Below are 22,478 nucleotides of genomic sequence, written 5' to 3'. Positions count from 1 at the left end.
GCGATAATAGGGTGGAATGGAGAGAGACATTGTCATCAAGAAGCGTGACGCGGTCGCGACACGCGCCGCGATCCTTGCCGCGGCGCACCAGCGTTTCCTGCGTGAAAGCTACGACGGCGTCGGACTGCGCGACATCGCGGGCGACGCCGGGGTCGATGTCGCGCTGATCAGCCGCTATTTCGGCGGCAAGGAAGGGCTGTTCCGCGCGGTCGTGATCGACGAGAAGGACCCCGACCTGTTCCGCGAGCCCAAGACCGTCGCCGAACTCCCTGGCTTCTTCGCCCAGCTCGTCGTCGAGGACGAGGATGAAGAGCGGCAGCACCGCATGGAGATGTTCATCATCATGCTGCGCTCGGCCTCGTCGGCGAAGGCGGGGGAGATCATCCGCGATTTCGTGCACCGCGACGTGCTCGGCCCGCTCACCGAACTCATCGGCGGCGACCAAGCCGACCTGCGCGCGAACATGCTGCTGTCGATCTTGATGGGGATCGGCGTGCTGCGCACGATCATGAAGATCGACGGCTTCAGCGGTAACGACGAAGAAGTCGCCGAATGCGCCGAACGCTTCCGCTGCCTGTTTGAGGCGGCGCTGACCTGCTGATGGCATAGCTCCACACATCAATGAAAGTCGCGCGACTTGGGCAGGATGCGGACATTGCGCGGATGGCCGTGCCGCTGCGCATATCCCCGCGGCTGCTGCGGATGCGCGACCTCGTCGGCGCGGCATAGCTCGGGCTCGAATTGCCGGTCGCTGCCCAGCGTGTCGAGCAGTGCGGTGCGGTCGACGATGCGGTTCGCCATCAGATGGACGACGCCCTCCTTGCTCCGCTGCACCTCGCCCGCGACCTCCATCAGCCGCGACGCCATGACGGCGCGGCGGTAGCGTTCGAACTGGCGCGCCCACAGCAGGACGTTGACGATCCCGCCCTCGTCCTCGAGCGTGATGAAGATCGCATTGCCCTTGCCCGGGCGCTGGCGGATCAGCACCACCCCCGCGGTGCGGACGAGCGCGCCGTTCTTGGCGGCGCCGACCTGGTTGCAGCTCAATAGGCCTTCGCCGTCGAGGCGGCGGCGCAGGAAGGCCATGGGATGGCCTTTGAGCGACAGTCTTGTCGTCTGGTAGTCGGTCAGCACATGCTCGACCAGCGGCGTCGGCGGCAGCCTGGCGTCATCTTCGGCGCCGAGTTCGTTCGCCTCGGCCGCCCCGAACAACGGCAGCACGCCCTGCCGCACCCGCCGTGCGTCCCAAAGCGCGGGCCGCCGCTCGAGCCCCATCGAATTGCACGCATCGGCCTCGGCGAGCAGCCGCAACGCGCGCGAGGGCAGGTTTGCGCGCCGCGCGAGTTCCTCGACCGAAGCGAAAGGGGCAGTGCGGGCAAGGGCGATCTGCCCCGCCCACTCCTCGCGAAACCCGTCGACCTGCCGGAAGCCGAGCCGCAGCGCGAGCGCGCCGTCATCGCGCCGTTCGAGGCTGTTGTCCCACATGCTGAAATTGACGTCGACTTCGCGCACCTCGACCCCATGCCCCTGCGCATCGCGCACCAGCTGCGCGGGGGCGTAAAAGCCCATCGGCTGAGCGTTCAAGATCCCGCACGCAAAGACGGCGGGATGGTGGCATTTCAGCCACGACGAGACATAGACCAGCTTGGCAAACGACTGAGCATGGCTCTCGGGAAAGCCATAGCTGCCGAAACCCTCGATCTGCTTGAAGCAGCGCGCGGCGAAATCGGGTTCATAGCCGCGGCGGACCATGCCGCCGATCATCTTTTCCTTATATTGGTGAATCGTCCCGGCATTGCGGAAGGTCGCCATCGCGCGGCGCAAGCCGTTCGCCTCGTCCGGTGTAAACTCGGCGGCGACGATGGCGAGCTTCATCGCCTGTTCCTGAAACAGCGGGACGCCGCATGTCCTGTTGAGCAGGTGGTAGAGTTCCTCGGGATCGTGCGGCGGCGCAGGCGAAGGATAGTCCACCGCTTCTTCGCCGCTACGGCGCTTCAGATAGGGGTGGACCATATCGCCCTCGATGGGGCCGGGACGGACGATCGCCACCTGAATGACCAAGTCGTAGAGTTCCCTCGGGCGCAGCCGCGGCAGCATGTTGATCTGCGCGCGGCTTTCGACCTGAAAGACACCGATGCTGTCGCCTTCACACAGCATGTCGTAGACGACCATATCCTCCTCCGGGACGGTCCTGAGATCATGATCCCCCAGCCCATGCAGCCGCATCAGGTCGAAACATTTGCGGATGCAGGTGAGCATGCCGAGCGCGAGCACATCGACCTTCATCAGCGCCAGTTCGTCGATATCGTCCTTGTCCCATTCGATGAAGGTACGATCCTCCATCGCCGCATTGTGGATCGGCACCGTCTCGTCGAGCCGGTCCTCGGTCAGCACATAGCCGCCGACATGCTGCGACAGGTGGCGCGGGAAGGTCAGTAGCTGCGAAACCATCCATTGCAGCCGCGCGATATCGTCCTGTTCGGGATCCAGCCCAGCTTCGACGAAACGCTCGATCGGCATTTCGGCGCCCCAGCTGCCCCAGGTCGTGTCGGCGAGCCGCTGCGTCACATCCTCGCTGAGTCCCAGCGCCTTGCCGACCTCGCGTACCGCGCTGCGCGGGCGGTAGTGGATGACGGTCGCGGCGATGCCTGCGCGTCGCCGCGTGTAGCGGCGATAGACATATTGCATCACCTCCTCGCGCCGTTCGTGCTCGAAATCGACATCGATATCGGGTGGCTCGCGCCGCTCCTCGGACAGGAAGCGCGTGAAGAGCAGGTTGTTCGCGACCGGATCGATCGAGGTGATTTCGAGCAGATAACAGACGAGCGAATTGGCCGCCGATCCGCGTCCCTGGCACAGGATCGGCGGATCCCGTGTGCGCGCGAACTTCACGATGTCGTGGACGGTCAGGAAATAGCAGGCAAAACCGCATTTGCGGATGAGGCTGAGTTCCTCGTCGAGCACCTCCTGCCAGCGCTGCGGTAGCCCATCGGGGTGCAGCTTGTTGGCCGCCTCCTTCACCATATGTTCGAGCCAGCCTTGCGGCTCCCATCCTTCGGGCACCGGCTCGTGCGGATATTCATATTCGAGGTCGCGAAGCGAGAAGCTGATGCGGTCGAGAATTCTCATGCTCTCGTCGACTGCTTCCGGGCAGGTGCGGAACAGGCGGCGCATCTCGTGCGGCGATTTCAGATGGCGTTCGCCATTGGCGCGGAGCAGGCGGCCGGCGTCGTCCAGGTTGGTGCCTTCGCGGATGCAGGTCACGACATCGTGCAGCGGCCGCTGTTCGCGCGTCGCATAGAGCGCATCATTGGTCGCGAGCAGCGGAATGCCGATGCGGTCGGCCAGCGCTTTTAATCGGGCAAGCCGCCGCCGGTCCGCGCCGCCGTACGGCATCGTCGCGCCGAGCCACAGCGCGTCCGGCGCAGCGCGGGCGAGGCGGCGCAGCAGAAACTCGTCCTTCTCCGATGCCATCGCGATCAGCAGCATGTCCTCGTTATGGATCAACAGATCCTTGAACTTGAGGAGGCAACTGCCTTTCTCGGTGCGGCGATTGCCGATGGTGAGCATGCGGGTCAGGCGACCCCAGCCGTGGCGCGTGGTCGGATAGGCGATGATGTCGGGCGTGCCGTCGTCGAACACCAGCCGTGCCCCGACGACGAGCTTGAACGGCGGAAGCTCGACCCCCTCTTCGGCGGCCTCCTCGCCCAGCTTGCGCAACCCGGTTAGCGCCCGCACCACCCCGGCAACGCTATTGCGGTCGGCGATGCCGATGCCGGGCATGCCGAGTGCGATCGCCTCGGCGACCATATCGATGGCGTGCGAGGCACCGCGCAGGAAGCTGTAGTTGGTCGCCGCGACCAGCTCGGCAAAGGCGGGAGCGTCGCTCATGCAAACACCCCGTGGATATACCAGAGCGGCCGTTCCTGCTCCTCATAGAGCCCGTGGCGGAACGGCCAGAAGCGGCGGCCCTGCGCATCCTCGACGCGGTAATAGTCGCGCGTCAGCCCGGCATTGTCGCGGCGGCGCCACCATTCGGCGGCGATGCGTTCGGGGCCTTCGTAGCGGCGCACCGCATGTGCTTGCCGACGCCAGCGGAACTGGTGCGGCGGGCCGTCGGGGACCTCGGCGATCACCTCGATCGGCTGCGGCGGGTCGAAGAGGTGGAAGGGGCGCGTCGGCGGCTCGCCGGGTTCGGGCGCCTGCCAGGGCGCGGGCGGCGGCGCGTCGATCGCGGGCAGCGCGAGCTGCGCCTGTTCGGGGATATGCGTGTCGGCGGCGAGCAGGCGGCGCACCCGCCCCCGCCCGAGCCGCGTCGTCATCCGGTCGACGAGTTCGTCCATTTTCGCATCGCGCACCGCGCCGCCTTCGAGCTTGAGCTGCGTCGCACCGAGCATTTCGAGCCGCGGCACCGCGAGGCGGATCATGTCGAAGCCGAAACCGGGGTCGAGCGGGTCGGCGAGGCTATCCATCCGCTCGGCGAAGAGGCGCATCACCAGCGCGGTGTCGCGCGTCGGATGACCGGTCTCGATCTCGATGCTCCGCGCGAGCCCGTCGCTGCGGAAGAAGGTCGCGCGGAAATGGCGCCCGCCCTTGCCGCGCTCGCGGAGCTCTATGGCGGCTTGGTCGAGAAGTTCGGCCAGCACCTTGGTCGCATGCGCGCTGCTGCCGAGCGGTTCGGCGAAGCGGCGTTCGGTCGCGACCGGCGGCGGCGCGACGCGCGGGTCGAGCGGGCTCGGCGCATCGCCGAGGATGCGGCGCAGCGCCGTCGCGGCCGCGGCGCCGAAACGCGCGGCGATATTCGCCATCGGCCGGCTCGCGAGGTCGCCGATCGTCTTCAATCCCGCGCGCACCAGCGCGGTCGTCGCTTCGGCTTCGAGTTCGAGCGCCGCGACGGGCAGGCGGCGCACCGCCTGATCCTCGTCGGGGGCGGGGCGCGTCTGGTAGCGCGCGAGCGCGCGCGCCGCGTCGGCGGTCGGGCCGAGCGCGACGCGCACGCTCATCCCGAGCCGGCTCAGTCGCATCTCGACATCGTCGATCAGCCCCGCCTCGCCGCCCAGCAGATGCTCGGCCCCCGCGATGTCGAGGATCAGCCCGTCGGGGGCGTCGATTGCTACTAAGGGCGTGTAGCGGTTGCATCCGAGCGCGAGCCGGTCGAGCCAGGCGGCATCGGCGACCGGGTCGTGCTGGACCACCAGCAGTTCGGGCACCCGCGCGCGCGCGTCGGCGAGCGGCATGCCGGGGGCGAGTCCGACCGCCTGCGCGGCGCGGTCGACGCCCCTGAGGCGGAGTGCGCCCCGCTGCTTTTCGGCGAAGACGAGCGGGGCGTCAGGCGGCCGCGGCGCCGTGCGGCAAAACCGCTCGGCGGGCAGCCATGGGAAGAACAGCGCCAGGTAGCGCCGCTTCGCCGACCTTTGGCCCGAAGACATGTTCGTCATGGTTCCATTCCAATTGCCAGCGCCCGCCCGCGGCGCCGCCGCGCCGGCGCAGCAGCTCGAGGTCGAAGGCGGGCGCGCCCGGGGCATTGGCTTCGAGCGCGCGCGACGGCGCCGCCGCGACGCTCCAGCGCGTTTCGGCGACGCTGGGCGATGGCGCCGCACCCAGCCGCAGCATCAGCAGGCTGGTGCCCGCATCGCGCGCGCCGAGCGCGAGGCGGCGCCCGGCGGTGAGGTCGAGCGCCGGCCAGCGGCCCCAGCTTTCGACGATCACCGCCGCCGACCCGGCGCAGCGGATCGCGTCATTGGCGCAGGCGAGCAGCAGTCTGGGATCGGGCGCTTCGATCAGCAGCAGCCGGTCGGGGTCGCCGCCGAGTTCGGCGATGCCGGGCGCATAGAGTTGCCCGCTGCGCCGCCCCGCATCGGCGGTGCGCAGCCACACCAAGGGCGCGTCCTCCGAGCAGCGCAGCGCGAGCAGCGCGGCGAAGGCGGCGGCGCTCGTCGCATCGAGCGCGTCGGCGGCGAAAAATTCGTGCAGGCGCCCCGTCGCGAGCCCACCCCCGAGCGCGGCGTCGAACCCCGCATGGCCGCTCGCCAGCCGCCCCGTGCTTTGCCCACGCGGTTCGGCCTCGCCGGTGATCCGGGCGAGACGCCGGCGCAGGCCGGCGATATTAGGGTGCGACTCGTGAGGCATGATGTTCCTGATTTGTTCCATTAGCGCTTTCGTCTGGGCGCTTGTCAAGACGAGTCAGGGACGGCCCACATCCGTCATTCCCGCGAAGGCGGGAATCCAGCTTCCTTCTTCCGCTCTTTTCTTCGTGCCTTTGCGCCTTTGCGTGAAATCAGAAAAATCTCACGCGAAGGCGCAAAGGCACGAAGAAGGAAAAAGCTGGATCCCCGCCTGCGCGGGGATGACGAAAAGGGAGGGCGAGGAACGGCTAGCCCGGCACGAACAACCCCCGGCTCTCGCGCACTTCGCCGTCGAGCCAGTCGATGAAGGCGCGGATGCGCGGTTGCGGGGCGACGTCGCGGTGGAGCGCGAGCCAGAAGGCGCGCGCGATCACCTGCTCGGGGCGCACGCGCACCAGTGCGGGATCGCCCGCCGCGAGGAAGCAGGGCAGCACGCCGACCCCCGCGCCGCCCGCGATCATCCGCCTTTGCGCGAGGATCGAGGACGAGCGCACCCCGGCGCGCAGCCCCGGCTCGATCTCGCCCAGATAGTCGAGCTCGGGCGCGTAGAGGATGTCGGGAACATAGCCGATCACCGGCACCCCGGCGCGCGACAGCGGCGTCGCGGCGACCGCTTCCTGCCAGTCGATGCGGTTCGCGGGGGCGTAGAGACCAAGGCTGTAGTCGGACAATTTGCGCGTGATCAGCGGGCCCTTGCGCGGCCGCGCGAGCAGCACCGCCATATCGGCCTCGCGCCGCGACGGGTTCAGGAAGCCCGACGAGGCGACGAGATCGATCTCGAGTTCGGGATGCGCGGCGACGAAACCCGCCAATCTCGGCGCGATGAAGCTGTTGCCGAAGCCTTCGGACACGCTCACCCGCAATTGCCCCGACAGCGCCGTGCCGCTGCCCTCGACCGAGCGGATGCGCGCCGCCGCCGCCGCCATCGCCTCGGCATGCGGGACGAGCGCGCGGCCGGCCGCCGTCAAAAGGAAACCGCCCGGCGCGCGTTCGAACAATGTCTGTTGCAGCATCGCCTCGAGCGCGCTCAGCTGACGGCTGACCGTCGTCGCATCGACCTGCAGCGCCTGCCCGGCGCGCGCGAGCGTGCCCTGCTGCGCGACGGTCAGGAAATATTGCAGCTTGTCCCAGTCCATGGCCTGCAAATATGCAGCATCGTCCTGCAAGTCTATCCCTTGCAATCGCCTCGCAACTCGGCTGTGGCAGCGGCAACATATGCGGGAGACTCAAGCATGCGACAGATCGACCATCTCATCGTCGGCGGTGCCGGTGGCGGCGGGCGTAGCAGCCCGGTGTTCGACCCCAACAGCGGCGGCGTGCAGGCCGAGGTCGCCTTGGGCGACGCCGCGCTCCTCGAAAAGGCGGTCGCCGCGGCGAAGGCCGCGCAGCCCGCCTGGGCCGCGACCAACCCGCAGCGCCGCGCGCGCGTGATGTTCGAATTCAAGCGCCTCGTCGAAGCCAATATGGACGAACTGGCGCATCTGCTCTCGTCCGAGCACGGCAAGGTCATCGCCGATTCGAAGGGCGACATCCAGCGCGGCCTCGAAGTCATCGAATTCTGCTGCGGCATCCCGCATGTGCTGAAGGGCGAATATACGCAGGGCGCCGGGCCGGGCATCGACGTCTATTCGATGCGCCAGCCGATCGGCATCGGCGCCGGCATCACCCCGTTCAACTTCCCGGCGATGATCCCGCTGTGGATGAGCGGCGTTGCGATCGCGACCGGCAACGCCTTCCTGATCAAGCCCAGCGAGCGCGACCCCAGCGTTCCGGTGCGCCTCGCCGAACTCTTCCTCGAAGCCGGGCTGCCCGAGGGCATCTGCCAGGTCGTCCATGGCGACAAGGAAATGGTCGACGCGATCCTCGACCATCCCGATATCGGCGCGGTCAGCTTCGTCGGTTCGTCGGATATCGCGCATTATGTCTACAACCGCGGCGTCGCCAACGGGAAGCGCGTGCAGGCGATGGGCGGCGCGAAGAATCACGGCATCGTCATGCCCGACGCCGACCTCGACCAGGTGGTGAACGACCTCGCCGGCGCCGCCTTCGGCTCGGCGGGCGAACGCTGCATGGCGCTGCCCGTGGTCGTCCCCGTCGGCGACGAGACCGCCGAGCGGCTGAAGGCCAAGCTGATCCCCGCGATCGAGGCTCTCAGGGTGGGCGTGTCGACCGATGCCGAGGCGCATTACGGCCCCGTCGTGACGCAGGCGCACAAGGAAAAGGTCGAGGGCTGGATCCAGAAATGCGCCGACGAGGGCGCCGAACTGGTGATCGACGGCCGCGGCTTCACGCTGCAGGGGCATGAAAAGGGCTTCTTCATCGGCCCGACCCTGTTCGACCATGTCACCACCGACATGGAATCGTACAAGGAAGAGATTTTCGGCCCCGTGCTGCAGATCGTCCGCGCGCCCGATTTCGAAACCGCGCTGTCGCTGCCCTCGAAGCACCAATACGGTAACGGCGTCGCGATCTTTACCCGCAACGGCCACGCCGCGCGCGAATTCGCCGCGCGGGTCAATGTCGGCATGGTCGGCATCAACGTGCCGATCCCGGTGCCGGTCGCCTATCATAGCTTCGGCGGCTGGAAGCGCTCGGCCTTCGGCGACACCAACCAGCACGGCATGGAAGGCGTCAAATTCTGGACCAAGGTCAAGACCATCACCGCGCGCTGGCCCGACGGGTCGCCCGACGGCGGCAACGCCTTCGTCATCCCGACGATGGGCTGACGCCGCCTTGTTGCGGCGGCTGTTCCTTCCCTTGCTAATCCTGCTGCTGCTGCCGGTCCCGGCGGCGGCGCAGAAGCTGATCGCGCTGTCCTTCGACGACGCGCCGCGCGGGCGCGGGGCCTTTTTCACCCCCGACGAGCGCAGCGCGCGGATCATCGCCGAGCTGAAGGCGGCCGAGGCGCCGCAGGCGGTGTTCTTCGTCAACCCCGGCGCGCTCGGGCGCGGTGACGGCACGGGCGGCGAAGAAAGGCTCGCCGCCTATGTCGCGGCGGGGCACGTCATCGCCAACCACAGCTTCAGCCACCCGCACCTGAACGCGACGAGCGCCGAGGCCTATCTCGCCGACATCGACAAGGCCGAGGCCTGGCTCCAGGGCCGCCCCGGCTATCGCCCCTGGTTCCGCTTCCCCTTCCTCGACGAGGGCGGCAAGGACAAGGTGAAGCGCGACGCGCTGCGTGCCGGGCTCGCAGCACGCGGCCTCCGCAACGGCTATGTCACCGCCGAATCGTCCGACTGGCATCTCGAAACGCTGGCGATCCAGGCGGCGAAGGCGGGCAAGGCGATCGACCGCGACGCGCTCGGGCGGCTCTACGTGACCTGGCATGTCGAGGCCGCCGATCATGCGGACGGCCTGATGCGACAGGTCATCGGGCGCCAGCCGGTGCAGATGATGCTGCTCCACGAAACCGACCTCGCCGCGCTTTACGTGGGCGACCTCGTCCGCGCGTTGCGGGGGGCGGGCTGGACCGTGGTCAGCGCCGACACCGCCTATGCCGACCCGATCGGCGCGCTGATGCCCGACGTGCCCTCGGCGAACGGCACGCTGACCGAGGCGCTCGCGTGGCAGGCGGGCGTGCCCGCGCCGCGCTGGTACCGCTACAACGACACCGCGCTCGCGACCGCCGAATTCAACGCCCAAGTGCTCCACGAAGGCGAGGGCGAATGAAACCCGTCCCGACCCTGCGCATTTCTCCCGGCAAAGGAGAAAGACGATGACCCGCTATCTGCTCCCGCTGTGCCTGTCCGGGGGATTGCTGCTGCTCTCCGCCTGCGGCGACACGACCGACAAGGCCGCGCCCGAGGAAAAGGCCAGCGTCGCGCCCGCGGCGACCGAAGCTCCTGCTGCTCCATCGGCCGAAACCCCCGAACCCGCTCCGGCCGAAGACTATAAGCCCGATCCGGCGGTCAAACCGCCGGCCGCCGTCGAGGCGGGCATCGGCAGCGGCGACAAGGCGATCCCCGCCGCGATCCAGGGGCGGTGGGCGCTCAATGCTGCCGACTGCCCGAAAAAGCCCGGCACCGACCTCACCGCGCTCGTCATCGACGCCGCAAACCTGCGCTTCCACGAATCGCACGGTGAGCTCGCGCGCGTCCGCGAACGCAGCGCGAATCGCATCGCCGCCGACTATAAATTCAGCGGCGAAGGCATGGATTGGGACCGGCTGATGGTGCTCAGCATCGCCGATGGCGGCAAGACGCTCGTCCGCCGCGACTATGGCGAGGGTGCCGCCGCCAATGCGATGCGCTATACGCGCTGCAGCGCCTGATTGGGACGAAGGAGAGAGACGATGGAAATTCGCTGGATCGCCGCCGCAGCCCTGCTGCCGCTCGCCGCCTGCTCGACGATGGGTGGCGGAACCGAACCCGCCCCGCTGCCCCCGCCCGCCGAGGCGGCCTGCAACGGCGATGCCGGACAAAGCTTCGTCGGCCAGACCGCGAGCGCCGAAACCGGGGCCGCCTTGCTCCGCGCGACCGGCGCGCGCACCCTGCGCTGGGTCGCGCCGGGCATGGCGGTGACCATGGATTATCGCGCCGACCGCCTCACCGTCTCCTATGACGGCGCGATGAAGATCGAACGGGTCAGCTGTGGCTGACGCGGGCGCGGCGACGGGGGGACGTCGCAACCATGGTTCGGCCTCGCCGTTCGAGCCAATTTATGGCTATAGCCGCGCCGTGCGCGTCGGCGACCGCATCGACGTCGCCGGCTGCGCGCCGATCGAGCCCGACGGCAGCTCGACCTCCGGCGATGCGGGCGTGCAGGCTGCACGCTGCCTGACGATCATCAAGGAGGCGCTCGAAGCGCTCGGCGGCTCGCCCGCCGATGTCGTGCGCACGCGCATGTACATCACCGACCCCGCCGACGCCGACCTCGTCGGGCGCGCGCATGGCGCGATGTTCGGCGCCATCCGTCCCGCCTCGACGATGCTCGTCATCCCCGCGCTGATCCGCCCCGAGTGGAAAGTCGAAATCGAAGCCGAAGCCATCCTCATCGAGAAATGACCATGACCGACCAGTTCCAGCTTACCGACGACCAGCTCGCCATCCAGGATATGGCGCGCAAGTTCACCGCCGACCGCATCACGCCCTTCGCCGCCGAATGGGACGAGAAAAGCCATTATCCCGTCGAGGTGTGGAAGGCCGCGGGCGAGCTCGGCTTCGGCGCGATCTATGTGGCCGAGGAATCGGGCGGCATCGGGCTCGGCCGATTGGAGGCGGCGCTGATCATGGAGGCGATGGCCTATGGCTGCCCCGCGACCAGCGCCTATGTTTCGATCCACAATATGGCGACGTGGATGATCGACCGCTTCGGCGGCACCGGGGTCAAGGAACGTTTCCTGCCATCGCTCGTCAGCATGGAGAAGATCGCCAGCTATTGCCTCACCGAACCCGGTTCGGGGTCCGACGCCGCGGCGCTCAAGACGACGGCGAAAAAGGACGGCGACCATTATGTGCTGAACGGCACCAAGCAGTTCATCTCGGGCGCGGGTTATAACGACATCTATGTCTGCATGGTCCGCACCAGCGAAGAGAAGTCGAAAGGCATTTCCTGCCTTGTCATTGAAAAGGACACGCCCGGTTTGAGCTTCGGCGCGCCCGAGAAGAAGCTCGGCTGGAACGCTTCGCCCACCGCGCAGGTGATCTTCGAGGATTGCCGCGTGCCGGTCGAAAATCTCGTCGGCGCCGAGGGGGACGGCTTCCGCTTCGCGATGGCGGGGCTCGACGGCGGCCGCCTCAACATCGGCGCCTGCTCGCTGGGCGGCGCGCAGCGCTGCCTCGACGAGGCGATCGCCTATAGCAAGGACCGCCAGCAGTTCGGCCAGCCGATCGCCGATTTCCAGAATACGCAATTCACCTTGGCCGACATGGCGACCGATCTCGAAGCCTCGCGCGCCCTGCTCTATCTCGCGGCGGCGAAGGTCAGCGCCAACGCCCCCGACAAGTCGCGCTTCTCGGCGATGGCGAAGCGCCTCGCGACCGACAATGGCAGCAAGATCGTCAACGACGCGCTGCAATTGTTCGGCGGCTATGGCTATCTGCGCGACTATCCGATCGAGCGTTTCTGGCGCGACCTCCGCGTCCATTCGATCCTCGAAGGCACCAACCAGGTGATGCGGATGATCGTCGGACGGGACCTGCTGCGCCAATGACCGAAGATGTTTTGATCAGCGTCGACGGTGCCGTCGGACGCCTGTCGCTCAACCGCCCCAAGGCGATCCATGCGCTCAACCTCGACATGGTGCACGCGATGATCGCGGCGCTCGTCGCGTGGAAAGACGATGCCGCGGTGCAGGCGGTGCTGCTCGACCATAGCGAGGGCCGCGGCTTCTGCGCCGGGGGCGATATCGCCTTCCTCCGCAATTCGGCACTCACCGACGACGGCGCCTCGGGCCGCCGCTTCTTCCACGACGAATATCAGCTCAACCACCTGCTCTTCACCTATGCCAAGCCGGTGGTCGCCTTCATGGACGGCATCACCATGGGCGGCGGGGTCGGCATTTCGCTGCCGGCGAAATATCGCGTCGCGACCGAAAATACCCGCCTCGCCATGCCCGAAACCGGGATCGGACTGTTCCCCGACGTCGGCGGCGGCTGGTATCTCTCGCGGCTCGAAGGCCGCGTCGGTCCCTTCCTCGCGCTCACCGGCGCGCGGCTCGACGGCGCCGAATGTTTGGCGCTCGGCCTCGCGACCCATTATCTTCCGGCCGAGAAGCTCGCCGAGGCCAAGGCGCGCATCGCCGAGCACCCCGATCGGATCGGCGGCATCCTCGGCGAATTGTCGGCGGCCCCGCCCGAGGCGAAGATCCTGGCGCATATCGCCGACATCAACCGGCTCTTCGCGTCGGACAGGCTCGAGGATATCCTCGCCGCGCTCGAAGCCGATCCCGGCGAATGGGCGGCGAAGGAACTGGCCGCGCTGCGCACCAAGTCGCCCCAGACGTGCAAGGTTGCGCTCCGCCAGCTCGCCGACAGCCTGGGCTTGCCCGATTTCGCCGCGAACATGGCGATGGAGTATCGCATCGGCAGCCGCGTGCTCACCCGCCCCGACTTCGCCGAGGGCGTGCGCGCGGTGATCGTCGAAAAGGACAATAGGCCGCAATGGAACCCCGCGACGGCCGAAGGCGTGAGCGACGATCTGATCGCCGCGATCTTCGCGCCGCTGCCCGCCGAAGAAGAATGGAAACCGCTTTAATCCTCCCCGGAACGGGGAGGGGGACCGCCAAAGGCGGTGGAGGGGGCCATCGGCCTTGCACAGGGCTGCGAACCCCCTCCGTCATCCCCTCCGCTTCGCTCCGGGTCTGCCACCTCCCCGCCAGCGGGGAGGATTTTTGGAGATAGAAATGACCTACGAAACCCTCCTCGTCGAACAGCGCGGCGCCGTCACGCTCGTCACCCTCAACCGCCCGCAGGCGCTCAATGCACTCAACTCGGGCGTGCTCGACGATCTGATCGCGGCTTTCGCCGCCTTCGAAACCGATGACAGCCAGCGCTGCGCCGTGCTTACCGGCTCGGGTGACAAGGCTTTCGCCGCGGGCGCCGACATCAAGGAAATGGCCGACAAGCCGGCGGCCGATTTCTACCTCGAGGATTTCTTCTCGAAATGGACGAGCGACTTCGTGAAGAAGGTGAGGAAGCCATGGATCGCCGCGGTCAACGGCTTCGCATTGGGCGGTGGCTGCGAGCTGGCGATGATGGCCGACTTCATCATCGCCTCGGACAAGGCGAAATTCGGCCAGCCCGAAATCAAGCTCGGCGTCGCGCCGGGCATGGGCGGGTCGCAGCGGCTGACCCGCGCGATCGGCAAGGCGAAGGCGATGGAAATGTGCCTCACCGGCCGGATGATGGACGCCGCCGAGGCCGAACGCTCGGGCCTCGTCGCACGCGTCGTCGCGCATGAAACGCTGGTCGACGAGGCGGTGAAGACCGCCACGACCATCGCGTCGATGCCGCCGATGGCCGCGATGGTGAACAAGGACATGGTCAACGCCGCCTTCGAAACCACGCTCGACCAGGGACTGATCTACGAACGCCGCTTGTTCCAGATCCTCGCCGCGACCGAGGACAAGGCCGAAGGCATGGCCGCCTTCATCGAGAAGCGCGAAGGCGTGTGGAAAGGTCGCTGACATGAAAATCGCCTTCATCGGACTCGGCAATATGGGCGGCGGCATGGCCGCGAACCTCGCCAAGGCGGGCCATGAGGTCCGCGCCTTCGACCTCAGCGAGGACGCCCTAACCCGCGCGGTCGAGGCAGGCTGCACGCGCGCTGCATCGACCGCCGAGGCGGTCACGGGCGCCGAGGCGGTCGTCACCATGCTCCCCGCGGGCAAGCATGTCGCGGGCGTCTATGAAGGCGATGTCTTCCCGAACGCGGCGCCGGGCACCTTGCTGCTCGACTGCTCGACGATCGACGTCGCGACCGCGCGGTCGAACATCGAAGCCGCCACTGCCAAGGGCCTCGTCGCGGTCGACGCGCCGGTATCGGGCGGCATCGCGGCGGCCAATGCGGGCACGCTGACCTTCATGGTCGGCGGCACCGACGAGGGCTTCGCGCGCGCCGAACCGATCCTGGCGAAAATGGGCAAGGCGGTGATCCACGCGGGCGATGCGGGCGCGGGGCAGGGCGCGAAGATCTGCAACAACATGCTGCTTGGCGCCTCGATGATCGCGACCTGCGAAACGCTCGCGCTCGCGCAGAAATTGGGGCTCGATCCGCAGAAATTCTTCGACATCGCCAGCGTGTCGTCGGGGCAATGCTGGTCGCTGACCAGCTACGCGCCGCTTCCAGGCGTCGGCCCGGTGACGCCGGCCGACAATGGCTATGCGGGCGGTTTCGCGGCGGCGCTGATGCTCAAGGATTTGCGCCTCGCGATGGAGGCGGCGGCGAGCGTCGACGCCGATGTCCCGATGGGAGCCAAGGCGCGCGCGCTTTATGAGGCGTTCGTCGAAGCCGACAAGGACGGCCGCGACTTTTCGGCGATCATCCAGACGCTGCAGAAATAATCCGTCGCTCCCGCGAAGGCGGGGGCCGCTATCAGCGTAGCGCTATCCTGCCAGCGGCCCCCGCCTTCGCGGGGGCGACGGAGGTTAGTAGAAATCCGCCGTTTCGCCGCCGTCCTTGCGGTCGGTGCGATGCACCTGCGTCGGCGCCTTGCGATCGCCGGTGCGCACTTCCAGCCGTCCGTCGACGCGCCGCACCTCGGCCGGCGCGATGATCCGCGCGCGGGCGATGCCCACAGCGCTCGCCTGCGGCGCCGCGACCGGCGCCGAGGCGGCGGTGCTTCCGGTGAGCAACAGGATGGCGAGCAAGGACATGGCGTTCATGCTCTGCCCTAACGGCAGCGGTTGCCACGGCTTTAACCTTGAATCGCATCATGGTCGCCGCCGCCGACCGGCATGCGGAGCAAAGAAAAGGCCGCTCGCCCCAGCATGGGACAGGCGGCCTTCTCATCCTTTCCGAAGCGCGGTTTAGAACCCGCTCTTCGCCTCGGCCTTTTCCTTCAGCAGCGGCGCCACCGCAAAACCGTGCTTCTCCAGCGCCGCGACGATCTTGTCGGTGCCCTCCAGCCCCGCCCAGAACATCGGGCCGCCGCGATAGACCGGCCAGCCATAGCCATAGATCCACACGACATCGATGTCCGACGCGCGCTGCGCCTTGCCTTCCGCCAGGATCAGCGCGCCTTCGTTGACCATCGGGTACAGCGTGCGCTCGATGATTTCCTGGTCGCTGATCTCGCGCTTCGCCTTGTTCGAGTGCTGGCGAAAATCCTCGATGATCTCGGCGACCTCGGCGCTCGGGCTCGGATTGCGCTTCTCGTCATAGTCGTAGAAGCCCTTGCCGGTCTTCTGCCCCCAGCGGCCCTTGGCGGCGAGCGCGTCGCGGATCGATTCGATGCGCGTCGGGTCGCGGTGCCAGCCGATATCGACGCCGGCGAGGTCGCTCATCTGGAACGGGCCCATCGGCATGCCGAAATCGACATGGACCTTGTCGATCTGCTGCGGCGTCGCGCCTTCCATCAGCAGGTTCATCGCCTCGACCTGACGCGGTTTCAGCATGCGGTTGCCGATGAAGCCGTCGCATACGCCCGCGACCACGGCGACCTTGCCGATTTTCTTGCCGATCGCCATCGCCGTCGCCAGCGCGTCGGGTGCGGTCTTGTCGCCGCGCACCACCTCAAGCAGCTTCATGACGTTGGCGGGCGAGAAGAAATGCATGCCGAGCACGTCGCCGGGGCGGCTCGTCGCGGTCGCGATCTCGTCGATGTCGAGGTAGGAGGTGTTCGACGCCAGGATCGCGCCGGGCTTGGCGATGCCGTCCAGCTTCGCGAAGATTTCCTTCTTCACGTCCATATTCTCATAAACCGCCTCGATGATCAGGTCGCAGTCGGCCAGATCCTCGATATTGAGCGTCGGGGTGAGCAGCCCCATCATCGCCTCGACCTGCTCGGGCTTGAAGCGGCCCTTGGCGGCCGACGCTTCGTAATTCTTCCGGATCACGCCGGTGCCGCGGTCGAGCGCTTCCTGCTGCATCTCGACGATGGTGACGGGGATGCCCTTCTGGAGGAAGTTCATGCTGATGCCGCCGCCCATCGTGCCGGCGCCGATCACGCCGACCTTCTTCACGTCGCGCAGCGCGGTATCCTTGGGCAGCCCGTCGATCTTCGCGGCCTGGCGCTCGGCGAAAAAGATGTGGCGCTGCGCCGCCGACTGGCTGCCGAACATCAGCTTGGTGAATTCCTGGCGCTCGAAGGCGAGGCCTTCGTCGAAGGGCAGCCGCGTTGCGGCCTCGACGCAGGCGAGATTCGCATAAGGCGCGTCGAACCCGCGCCACTTCTTGGCGTTGGCGGCTTTCAGCTGTTCGATGATCGCGACGTCGCCGAACACCGGACGCTCGCGCGTCGGGCGCGGGCCGTCGGCGATCTTTTCGCGGGCAAAGGCGATCGCATCGGCGGCGAGGCTGTCCTCGCCCGCGAGCGCGTCGACGAGGCCGAGCTCCTTGGCTTTCGATGCGGGCAGCGGATCGCCCGACGACACCATCGTCGCCGCGGCTTCGACCCCGACGACGCGGGGAAGGCGCTGGGTGCCCCCCGCGCCGGGCAGCAGGCCGAGCTTGACCTCGGGCACGCCGAGCTTCGCCGAGGGGACGGCGACGCGATAATGGCAGACGAGCGCGGTCTCGAGCCCGCCCCCAAGGGCTGTTCCGTGGATCGCGGCGACGACCGGCTTGGTCGCGGCTTCGATGCTGTTGAGCACCGCGTTGAAATCGGGACCGCGCGGGGCCTTGCCGAATTCGCTGATGTCGGCGCCCGCGATGAAGGTGCTGCCGTCGCAGCGAAGCACGATCGCCTTGACGCTGTCGTCGGCGAGCGCCGCGGCGAAGTGATTGGCGAGGCCCTCGCGGACGTGCCAGCTCAGCGCGTTGACCGGCGGGTTGTTGACGATGACGACGGCGACTTCGCCGTCCTTCTCCATCGTGACGCTGTTCGGGGTTTCTTCGGACATCATAGGCTCCTTGAAAGGGTCAATCGTTGAGCGCGGCGTGGACAAAAGTCTTGACCTCGCGCCGCACGGGATAGGTGGAGGAGGGCATCAGCTGGGTCATGAAGACCGAGCAGATTTGCTCGACCGGATCGACGAAGAAACCGGTCGAGAACATGCCGCCCCAATAATAATCGCCGACCGACCCGGGGGTCAGCGTCTGCGCCGGCTGTTCGGTCACCGCGAAACCGAGCCCGAAGCCGACCCCGGCGTTTTCGGCTTCCGAAAAGATGCCGACGCTATGCTGGACGAGGTCGCCGCCGCCGACGAGATGGTTCGCGGTCATCAGCGCGAGCGTCTTGCGGCTGACGATGCGGGTGCCATCCAACTGCCCGCCGCCGAGCAGCATCAGGCAGAAGCGGTGATAATCGGCGAGCGTCGAGACGAGCCCGCCGCCCCCCGAATGGAAGCTGCGGTCCTTCGCCCAGCGGCTCGTCGCGCCATTGTCGAAGATCTTCATCTTCTCGGCCGGGTCGAAGACATAGCAGTCGGTCAGCCTGTGCTGCCGCGCCGCGGGCACCTTGAAGCCGGTATCGACCATGCCCAGCGGGCCGAAGATGCGCTCGTGCAGCACCTCGGCAAAGGGCTTGCCCTCGATGCGCTCGACCACCGCGCCTAGCACGTCGGTCGCCATCGAATAATTCCAGTGCGCGCCGGGGTCGAACTGCAGCGGGATTTTCGACAGCCCTTCGATGAAGCTGTCCATCGTATAGGCCGCATCGAAATCGTCGATCCGCGCCTTGCGGTAGGCGGCGTCCACCGGGGTGCGCTCCTGGAAACCATAGGTCAGCCCCGACGTATGGCGCAGCAGGTCGACCATGCGGATCGGCGTCGCGGGCGGGCGCGTCACGAAGGGGATGTTGCCGCCGCCCGCGACGAACACGCCAGTGTCGCGAAACTCGGGGCAGAACTTCACCAGCGGATCGCCGAGCGCGACCTTGCCTTCCTCGACCAGCATCATGAAGGCGATGCTGGTGATCGGCTTGGTCATGCTCGCGATGCGGAAGATCGCGTCGGATTTCAGCGCCTCGCCCGGGCGGGCGTCGCCGACGCAGGACTGGTGCACCACCTCGCCGTGCCGCGACACCAGGGTCGCGGCGTGCGGCAGGCGGCCGGGGCCGACATATTTGGCCTGCAGGAAGGCCGGGATGCGGTCGAGCCGCGCCGTGTCGAAACCCTGACTCACGAAATACGGACTCCTTCGAGGATGGCGGCCGCCTCGGCGAGCAACGCGGGGTCGATCGCCAGGTCGGCGGCCTTGGCGGTCTCGCGCAGCTGCTCGGGGCGGCTCGCGCCGACGATCGCGCTGGTGATCCCCGGCTGCGCGAGCACCCACGCGATCGCGAGCTGCGCCATCGAACAGCCCGCCTTTTCGGCGACCGGCTTCAAACGCTGCACCGCTTCGAGCACGGGGTCGGTCATATAGAGCTTCATGAAGGCCGCATCGTCGCCCGCCGCGCGCGTGCCCGCGGGCGGGGTCGCGCCCGGCGCATATTTGCCGCTGAGCACCCCCATCGCGAGCGGCGACCAGACGATCTGGCCGATGCCGTTGGCGATGCTGAGCGGGATCACCTTCGCCTCGGCGCGGCGATAGAGCAGGCTGTACTGCGGCTGGCTCGACACGAATTTGACGTGCGGCGGCGCGAGCGCGACCGCGGCCTCGATCTGTTCGGGCGACCATTCGGAAAAGCCGATCGCGCGCGCCTTGCCGCTGCGCACGACCTCGCTCAGCGCCTCCATCGTCTCCTCGAGCGGGGTATCGGGGTCGTAGCGGTGGCATTGGTAGAGGTCGACATAGTCGGTCCGGAGCCGCGCCAGGCTCGCATCGATCTGCTTCGCGACCTGTGCCGCCGACAGCCCCTTGTCGGTCTCGGTCATCGGAAAGAAGAGCTTGGTCGCGAGCACGTAGGAATCGCGCCGCCGGTCCTTGAGCACGTCGCCGAGGAAGCTCTCCGCCGCGCCGCGGCCATAGATGTTCGACGTGTCGATGAAGTTGATGCCGACATCGAAGGCCGCATCGACGCACGCGCGCCCTGCGCTATCGTCGACCCCGACCCCGTAAGTCAGCCAGCTGCCGAGGCAGATCGCCGAAACCTCGATGCCGCTGTCGCCAAGCTGCCGATACTGCATGTCGTCTCTCCTCAGTGCGAGGTCTGGCCCAATAGCTGGCGCGTCACCGGGTGCGAGCTGGTGAGCCCGCCGTCGACCGCGATCGCCTGTCCGTTGACATAGCTCGCCTGATCGCTCGCAAGGAAGAGCGCGACATTGGCGAGCTCCTCGGGCTGCGCCGCGCGCTTCAGCGGGTTGAGCTGACCGAGCTTGTGGGTGACCTCCTTGGCCTTGGCATAGTCGAAGGTCGGCTTGGTCATGCCGGTTTCGGTGAGGCCGGGGCAGATCGCGTTGACGCGCACGCCGCTGGTGGTCAGCTGCTGCGCCGCGGTCTTGGCGAGGTTGATCACCCCCGCCTTCGACGCCGAATAAGCGCCCGGGCCCGCGCCCGAATTGATCCCCGCGACACTCGCGGTCAGCACGATCGCGCCGCCGCGCCCCTGGTCGACCATCGCCTTGCCGGCGTGCTTCACCATCAGCGCGGGGCCGATCAGGTTGACGCGCAGCGTCTCGGCCCAGGCGGCGGGGTCGAAATCGAAGATGCCCCCCATGTCGCCGATGATCCCGGCGTTGGCGAAAGCGACGTCGAGCGCGCCATAGGTTTCGTTCGCGGTTGCGACGAGCAAAGCGACGTCGCTTTCGACCCCGGCGTCGATCTCCAGCGCGACGGCCTCGCCGCCCGCGTCCTGCACCGCCTTGGCGGTGTCGTGCACCGCGGCGGTCTTGTCGCCGAGCACCAGCTTCGCGCCCTCGGCGGCGAAGCGCAGCGCGCTCGCGCGGCCGATGCCGCTGCCCGCGCCGGTGATGATCGCGACCTTGCCGTCCAATGCTCCGCTCATACCACCACACCTCCATCCAGCACGACCGTCTGCCCGGTCATGAAACTCGCCGCCTCGGATCCCAGGAACACCGCCGCGCCCGCGATCTCGCGCGGCTCGCCGATGCGGCCGAGGCAGGCGTTCGACACCGACGCCTTCAGATTGTCGGGATTTTCCCACAGCGCTTTCGCGAAATCGGTCTTCACCAGCCCCGGCGCGATCGCGTTGATGCGGATGTTCGACGGCCCGAACTCGCGCGCCAGATTCTTGACCATCTGGATGTCGGCGGCCTTGGTGATCGCATAGGTGCCGATGATCGGCGTGCCGCGCAGCCCCCCGATCGACGAGACGAGGATGATCGATCCTGCTTTGCGCTCGCGCATGCCCGGCACCACCATCGTGATCAGCCAGTGCTGCGCGACGATATTATGGTCGAGCGTCTTGCGCAGCGCCTCGTCGCTGATCGTCTCCATCGGGCCGTAATGCGGGTTCGACGCGGCGTTGCAGACGAGGATGTCGATCGGACCGAAGGCGGCGCGCCCGGCGTCGACCATCGCCTGCAGCGATTCCTTCGAAGACAGGCTCGACGATATCGCGATGGCATGGCCGGGGTGTTTGGCGTTGATCGCCGCGGCGACCTCTTCGCAGGGTTCGAGGTTGCGGCTGGTGATCACCACCTTGGCGCCATGATCGGCATATTCCTCGGCGATCGCGCGCCCGATGCCGCGCGACGATCCGGTGACGATCGCCACCTTGCCGTTCAGGTCGAACAGGCTCATGCGCCCGCCTTCTTCGCAAAGGCCCATGCCTTTTCGGCGAGCGGGCGGACGCGTTCGGACATGTCGCGCGCATGCTGCGACGAGGCGGTGCCGTCGATCACGCGCTTCTTGATCCCCTGGATGATCCCCGCGAGGCGGAAGAAATTATAGGCGAAATACCAGTTCATGTCGGGCACGCCGGTGCGCCCGGTGGCGGCGCAATAACGCGCGACCATCTCGTCGAGCTCGGGAATGCCCAGCGCCTTGCGATCGAGATCCTCGACCCCCGAACGCCCGCCATTTTCGGTCACCCACGCCATTGCCACGTAAGTGAAATCGGCGAGCGGATCGCCCAGCGTCGACAATTCCCAGTCGAGCACCGCGAGCACTTGCGGCCGGTCTTTCGCAAAGATCATATTGTCGATGCGGTAATCGCCGTGGACGACGCTGGTGCGCGTCTGCTCGGGCAAGGTCGCGGGCAACCAGGCGATCAGCTGTTCCATCTCGTCCATCGTCTCGGTTTCGGAGAGGCGGTACTGCTTGGTCCAGCGGTCGACCTGGCGACCGAAATAATTGCCGGGCTTGCCATAGTCCGAAAGCCCCGCGGCCTCGACATCGACATTGTGCAGCGCCGCCAGCGTATCGATCATCGCTTCATAGGTTGCGCGGCGATTCTCGGGGGTCGATCCCGGCATCGCGCCGTCCCAGATCGTCTGCCCGTCGACCATGCCCATGACATAGAACCAGCTGCCGACGACGCTGTCGTCGGTGCAGAGGCCGTACTGGCGCGCGACGGGAAAGCCCGTCTTATACAGACCCGCCTGCACCTTATATTCGCGGTCGACCGCATGCGCCGAGGGAAGCAACGGGCCGAAGGGCTTGCGGCGGAGGACATAATGGCCCGACGGCGCCGAGATCTTGTAGGTCGGGTTCGACTGGCCGCCGGCGAACTTGCCCTGCGTCAGCGGTCCCTCGAACCCCTCGACATTGGCTTCCATCCACGCGGTCAGCTTCGCCTCGTCGAGCACGTCGGCGCCCTCGGGCGCGACGGTGCCGCTGAAGGCCTTTTGCGCGTCCAAGGTCATAAGCCCCTCCCCTTCAGGGGAGGGGTTGGGGTGGGGGCCATCG

Annotated in this window: 20 protein-coding genes and 1 pseudogene; 10 read left to right on the top strand and 11 right to left on the bottom strand. The window is 67.4% G+C overall.

Annotated features, from left to right (window positions below; genetic code table 11):
- Positions 1-16 precede the first annotated feature (16 nt).
- The gene (locus ATE62_RS01195) at positions 17-601 is read left to right on the top strand and encodes a TetR/AcrR family transcriptional regulator (RefSeq protein WP_058807898.1); all 585 of its coding nucleotides are present in this window, start codon (positions 17-19) and stop codon (positions 599-601) included.
- Between the two features lie 17 nt (positions 602-618).
- Here ATE62_RS01195 and ATE62_RS01190 read toward each other — a convergent pair whose 3' ends face one another.
- The 4 genes from ATE62_RS01190 to ATE62_RS01175 form a co-directional block, all read right to left on the bottom strand.
- Entirely contained in the window at positions 619-3,891 is a 3,273-nt protein-coding gene (locus tag ATE62_RS01190; RefSeq protein WP_058807899.1) for an error-prone DNA polymerase, read from the bottom strand.
- Complete coding sequence (locus ATE62_RS01185) at positions 3,888-5,429, bottom strand: Y-family DNA polymerase (RefSeq protein WP_082662545.1); 1,542 nt, start codon at positions 5,427-5,429, stop codon at positions 3,888-3,890. Before ATE62_RS01185 ends, ATE62_RS01190 begins: the two co-directional genes overlap by 4 nt.
- Positions 5,329-6,129, bottom strand: a complete 801-nt coding sequence (locus tag ATE62_RS01180) for an ImuA family protein (protein ID WP_058807901.1) — start codon at positions 6,127-6,129, stop codon at positions 5,329-5,331. The genes ATE62_RS01185 and ATE62_RS01180 overlap by 101 nt, the downstream gene beginning before the upstream one ends.
- A gap of 244 nt (positions 6,130-6,373) precedes the next feature.
- Positions 6,374-7,261 carry a LysR family transcriptional regulator gene (locus ATE62_RS01175; protein ID WP_058807902.1) on the bottom strand — a complete coding sequence of 296 codons (888 nt, stop codon included), beginning with the start codon at positions 7,259-7,261 and terminating at the stop codon, positions 6,374-6,376.
- Between the two features lie 96 nt (positions 7,262-7,357).
- Here ATE62_RS01175 and ATE62_RS01170 point away from each other — a divergent pair, with 96 nt between their 5' ends.
- From ATE62_RS01170 to mmsB, 9 genes and pseudogenes are all read left to right on the top strand, one after another.
- Positions 7,358-8,851 carry a CoA-acylating methylmalonate-semialdehyde dehydrogenase gene (locus tag ATE62_RS01170; RefSeq protein ID WP_058807903.1) on the top strand — a complete coding sequence of 498 codons (1,494 nt, stop codon included), beginning with the start codon at positions 7,358-7,360 and terminating at the stop codon, positions 8,849-8,851.
- Positions 8,852-8,858: 7 nt separating this feature from the next.
- The gene (locus ATE62_RS01165) at positions 8,859-9,797 is read left to right on the top strand and encodes a polysaccharide deacetylase family protein (RefSeq protein ID WP_058807904.1); all 939 of its coding nucleotides are present in this window, start codon (positions 8,859-8,861) and stop codon (positions 9,795-9,797) included.
- Positions 9,798-9,843: 46 nt separating this feature from the next.
- Entirely contained in the window at positions 9,844-10,398 is a 555-nt protein-coding gene (locus ATE62_RS01160) for a hypothetical protein (protein ID WP_058818408.1), read from the top strand.
- 21 nt (positions 10,399-10,419) lie between these two features.
- On the top strand, positions 10,420-10,725 hold the full coding sequence (locus tag ATE62_RS01155) for an I78 family peptidase inhibitor (protein ID WP_058806567.1): 306 nt from the start codon (positions 10,420-10,422) through the stop codon (positions 10,723-10,725).
- Entirely contained in the window at positions 10,718-11,131 is a 414-nt protein-coding gene (locus ATE62_RS01150; protein ID WP_058806568.1) for a RidA family protein, read from the top strand. The genes ATE62_RS01155 and ATE62_RS01150 overlap by 8 nt, the downstream gene beginning before the upstream one ends.
- A gap of 2 nt (positions 11,132-11,133) precedes the next feature.
- Positions 11,134-12,279, top strand: coding sequence for an acyl-CoA dehydrogenase family protein (locus ATE62_RS01145; RefSeq protein ID WP_058806569.1), 1,146 nt, complete (start codon positions 11,134-11,136; stop codon positions 12,277-12,279).
- The gene (locus tag ATE62_RS01140) at positions 12,276-13,322 is read left to right on the top strand and encodes an enoyl-CoA hydratase/isomerase family protein (protein ID WP_058806570.1); all 1,047 of its coding nucleotides are present in this window, start codon (positions 12,276-12,278) and stop codon (positions 13,320-13,322) included. Before ATE62_RS01145 ends, ATE62_RS01140 begins: the two co-directional genes overlap by 4 nt.
- 148 nt (positions 13,323-13,470) lie before the next feature.
- Complete coding sequence (locus tag ATE62_RS01135; protein WP_058806571.1) at positions 13,471-14,253, top strand: enoyl-CoA hydratase-related protein; 783 nt, start codon at positions 13,471-13,473, stop codon at positions 14,251-14,253.
- Positions 14,252-15,130 (top strand): annotated as a pseudogene (mmsB, locus tag ATE62_RS01130) (3-hydroxyisobutyrate dehydrogenase); the annotation flags it as partial. The gene ATE62_RS01135 and the pseudogene mmsB, both read left to right, overlap by 2 nt.
- A gap of 84 nt (positions 15,131-15,214) precedes the next feature.
- Here the strand turns inward: mmsB and ATE62_RS01125 are convergent.
- From ATE62_RS01125 to ATE62_RS01095, 7 genes are all read right to left on the bottom strand, one after another.
- Positions 15,215-15,451 carry a hypothetical protein gene (locus ATE62_RS01125; RefSeq protein ID WP_058806573.1) on the bottom strand — a complete coding sequence of 79 codons (237 nt, stop codon included), beginning with the start codon at positions 15,449-15,451 and terminating at the stop codon, positions 15,215-15,217.
- A 144-nt stretch (positions 15,452-15,595) separates the two neighbouring features.
- Positions 15,596-17,629 (bottom strand): 3-hydroxyacyl-CoA dehydrogenase NAD-binding domain-containing protein, encoded by a 2,034-nt coding sequence (locus ATE62_RS01120; RefSeq protein ID WP_058806645.1) that lies wholly within the window; start codon positions 17,627-17,629, stop codon positions 15,596-15,598.
- A 19-nt stretch (positions 17,630-17,648) separates the two neighbouring features.
- Positions 17,649-18,851, bottom strand: a complete 1,203-nt coding sequence (locus ATE62_RS01115; RefSeq protein WP_058806574.1) for a serine hydrolase domain-containing protein — start codon at positions 18,849-18,851, stop codon at positions 17,649-17,651.
- Positions 18,848-19,795 (bottom strand): aldo/keto reductase family protein, encoded by a 948-nt coding sequence (locus ATE62_RS01110; protein WP_058806575.1) that lies wholly within the window; start codon positions 19,793-19,795, stop codon positions 18,848-18,850. The genes ATE62_RS01115 and ATE62_RS01110 overlap by 4 nt, the downstream gene beginning before the upstream one ends.
- 11 nt (positions 19,796-19,806) lie before the next feature.
- A complete protein-coding gene (locus tag ATE62_RS01105) occupies positions 19,807-20,613 on the bottom strand; it encodes an SDR family NAD(P)-dependent oxidoreductase (RefSeq protein ID WP_058806576.1) in 807 nt (268 codons plus the stop codon).
- Entirely contained in the window at positions 20,610-21,371 is a 762-nt protein-coding gene (locus ATE62_RS01100; protein WP_058806646.1) for an SDR family oxidoreductase, read from the bottom strand. The genes ATE62_RS01105 and ATE62_RS01100 overlap by 4 nt, the downstream gene beginning before the upstream one ends.
- On the bottom strand, positions 21,368-22,435 hold the full coding sequence (locus tag ATE62_RS01095; RefSeq protein ID WP_058806577.1) for a phosphotransferase family protein: 1,068 nt from the start codon (positions 22,433-22,435) through the stop codon (positions 21,368-21,370). Before ATE62_RS01095 ends, ATE62_RS01100 begins: the two co-directional genes overlap by 4 nt.
- Positions 22,436-22,478: the final 43 nt, after the last annotated feature.

Source organism: Sphingopyxis sp. HIX (assembly GCF_001468285.1).
GTDB lineage: Bacteria > Pseudomonadota > Alphaproteobacteria > Sphingomonadales > Sphingomonadaceae > Sphingopyxis.
Note: the sequence above shows the minus strand (reverse complement) of the source record. Positions and strands in the feature narration are given on the sequence as shown.

What these genes read in the sequence shown, in the direction of transcription:
- ATE62_RS01195 (WP_058807898.1), top strand. Translation starts at nt 17, where the DNA reads ATGGAGAGAGACATTGTCATCAAGAAGCGTGACGCGGTCGCGACACGC.
- ATE62_RS01190 (WP_058807899.1), bottom strand. Translation starts at nt 3,891, where the DNA reads ATGAGCGACGCTCCCGCCTTTGCCGAGCTGGTCGCGGCGACCAACTAC.
- ATE62_RS01185 (WP_082662545.1), bottom strand. Translation starts at nt 5,429, where the DNA reads ATGTCTTCGGGCCAAAGGTCGGCGAAGCGGCGCTACCTGGCGCTGTTC.
- ATE62_RS01180 (WP_058807901.1), bottom strand. Translation starts at nt 6,129, where the DNA reads ATGCCTCACGAGTCGCACCCTAATATCGCCGGCCTGCGCCGGCGTCTC.
- ATE62_RS01175 (WP_058807902.1), bottom strand. Translation starts at nt 7,261, where the DNA reads ATGGACTGGGACAAGCTGCAATATTTCCTGACCGTCGCGCAGCAGGGC.
- ATE62_RS01170 (WP_058807903.1), top strand. Translation starts at nt 7,358, where the DNA reads ATGCGACAGATCGACCATCTCATCGTCGGCGGTGCCGGTGGCGGCGGG.
- ATE62_RS01160 (WP_058818408.1), top strand. Translation starts at nt 9,844, where the DNA reads ATGACCCGCTATCTGCTCCCGCTGTGCCTGTCCGGGGGATTGCTGCTG.
- ATE62_RS01155 (WP_058806567.1), top strand. Translation starts at nt 10,420, where the DNA reads ATGGAAATTCGCTGGATCGCCGCCGCAGCCCTGCTGCCGCTCGCCGCC.
- ATE62_RS01145 (WP_058806569.1), top strand. Translation starts at nt 11,134, where the DNA reads ATGACCGACCAGTTCCAGCTTACCGACGACCAGCTCGCCATCCAGGAT.
- ATE62_RS01140 (WP_058806570.1), top strand. Translation starts at nt 12,276, where the DNA reads ATGACCGAAGATGTTTTGATCAGCGTCGACGGTGCCGTCGGACGCCTG.
- ATE62_RS01135 (WP_058806571.1), top strand. Translation starts at nt 13,471, where the DNA reads ATGACCTACGAAACCCTCCTCGTCGAACAGCGCGGCGCCGTCACGCTC.
- ATE62_RS01125 (WP_058806573.1), bottom strand. Translation starts at nt 15,451, where the DNA reads ATGAACGCCATGTCCTTGCTCGCCATCCTGTTGCTCACCGGAAGCACC.
- ATE62_RS01120 (WP_058806645.1), bottom strand. Translation starts at nt 17,629, where the DNA reads ATGTCCGAAGAAACCCCGAACAGCGTCACGATGGAGAAGGACGGCGAA.
- ATE62_RS01110 (WP_058806575.1), bottom strand. Translation starts at nt 19,795, where the DNA reads ATGCAGTATCGGCAGCTTGGCGACAGCGGCATCGAGGTTTCGGCGATC.
- ATE62_RS01105 (WP_058806576.1), bottom strand. Translation starts at nt 20,613, where the DNA reads ATGAGCGGAGCATTGGACGGCAAGGTCGCGATCATCACCGGCGCGGGC.
- ATE62_RS01100 (WP_058806646.1), bottom strand. Translation starts at nt 21,371, where the DNA reads ATGAGCCTGTTCGACCTGAACGGCAAGGTGGCGATCGTCACCGGATCG.
- ATE62_RS01095 (WP_058806577.1), bottom strand. Translation starts at nt 22,435, where the DNA reads ATGACCTTGGACGCGCAAAAGGCCTTCAGCGGCACCGTCGCGCCCGAG.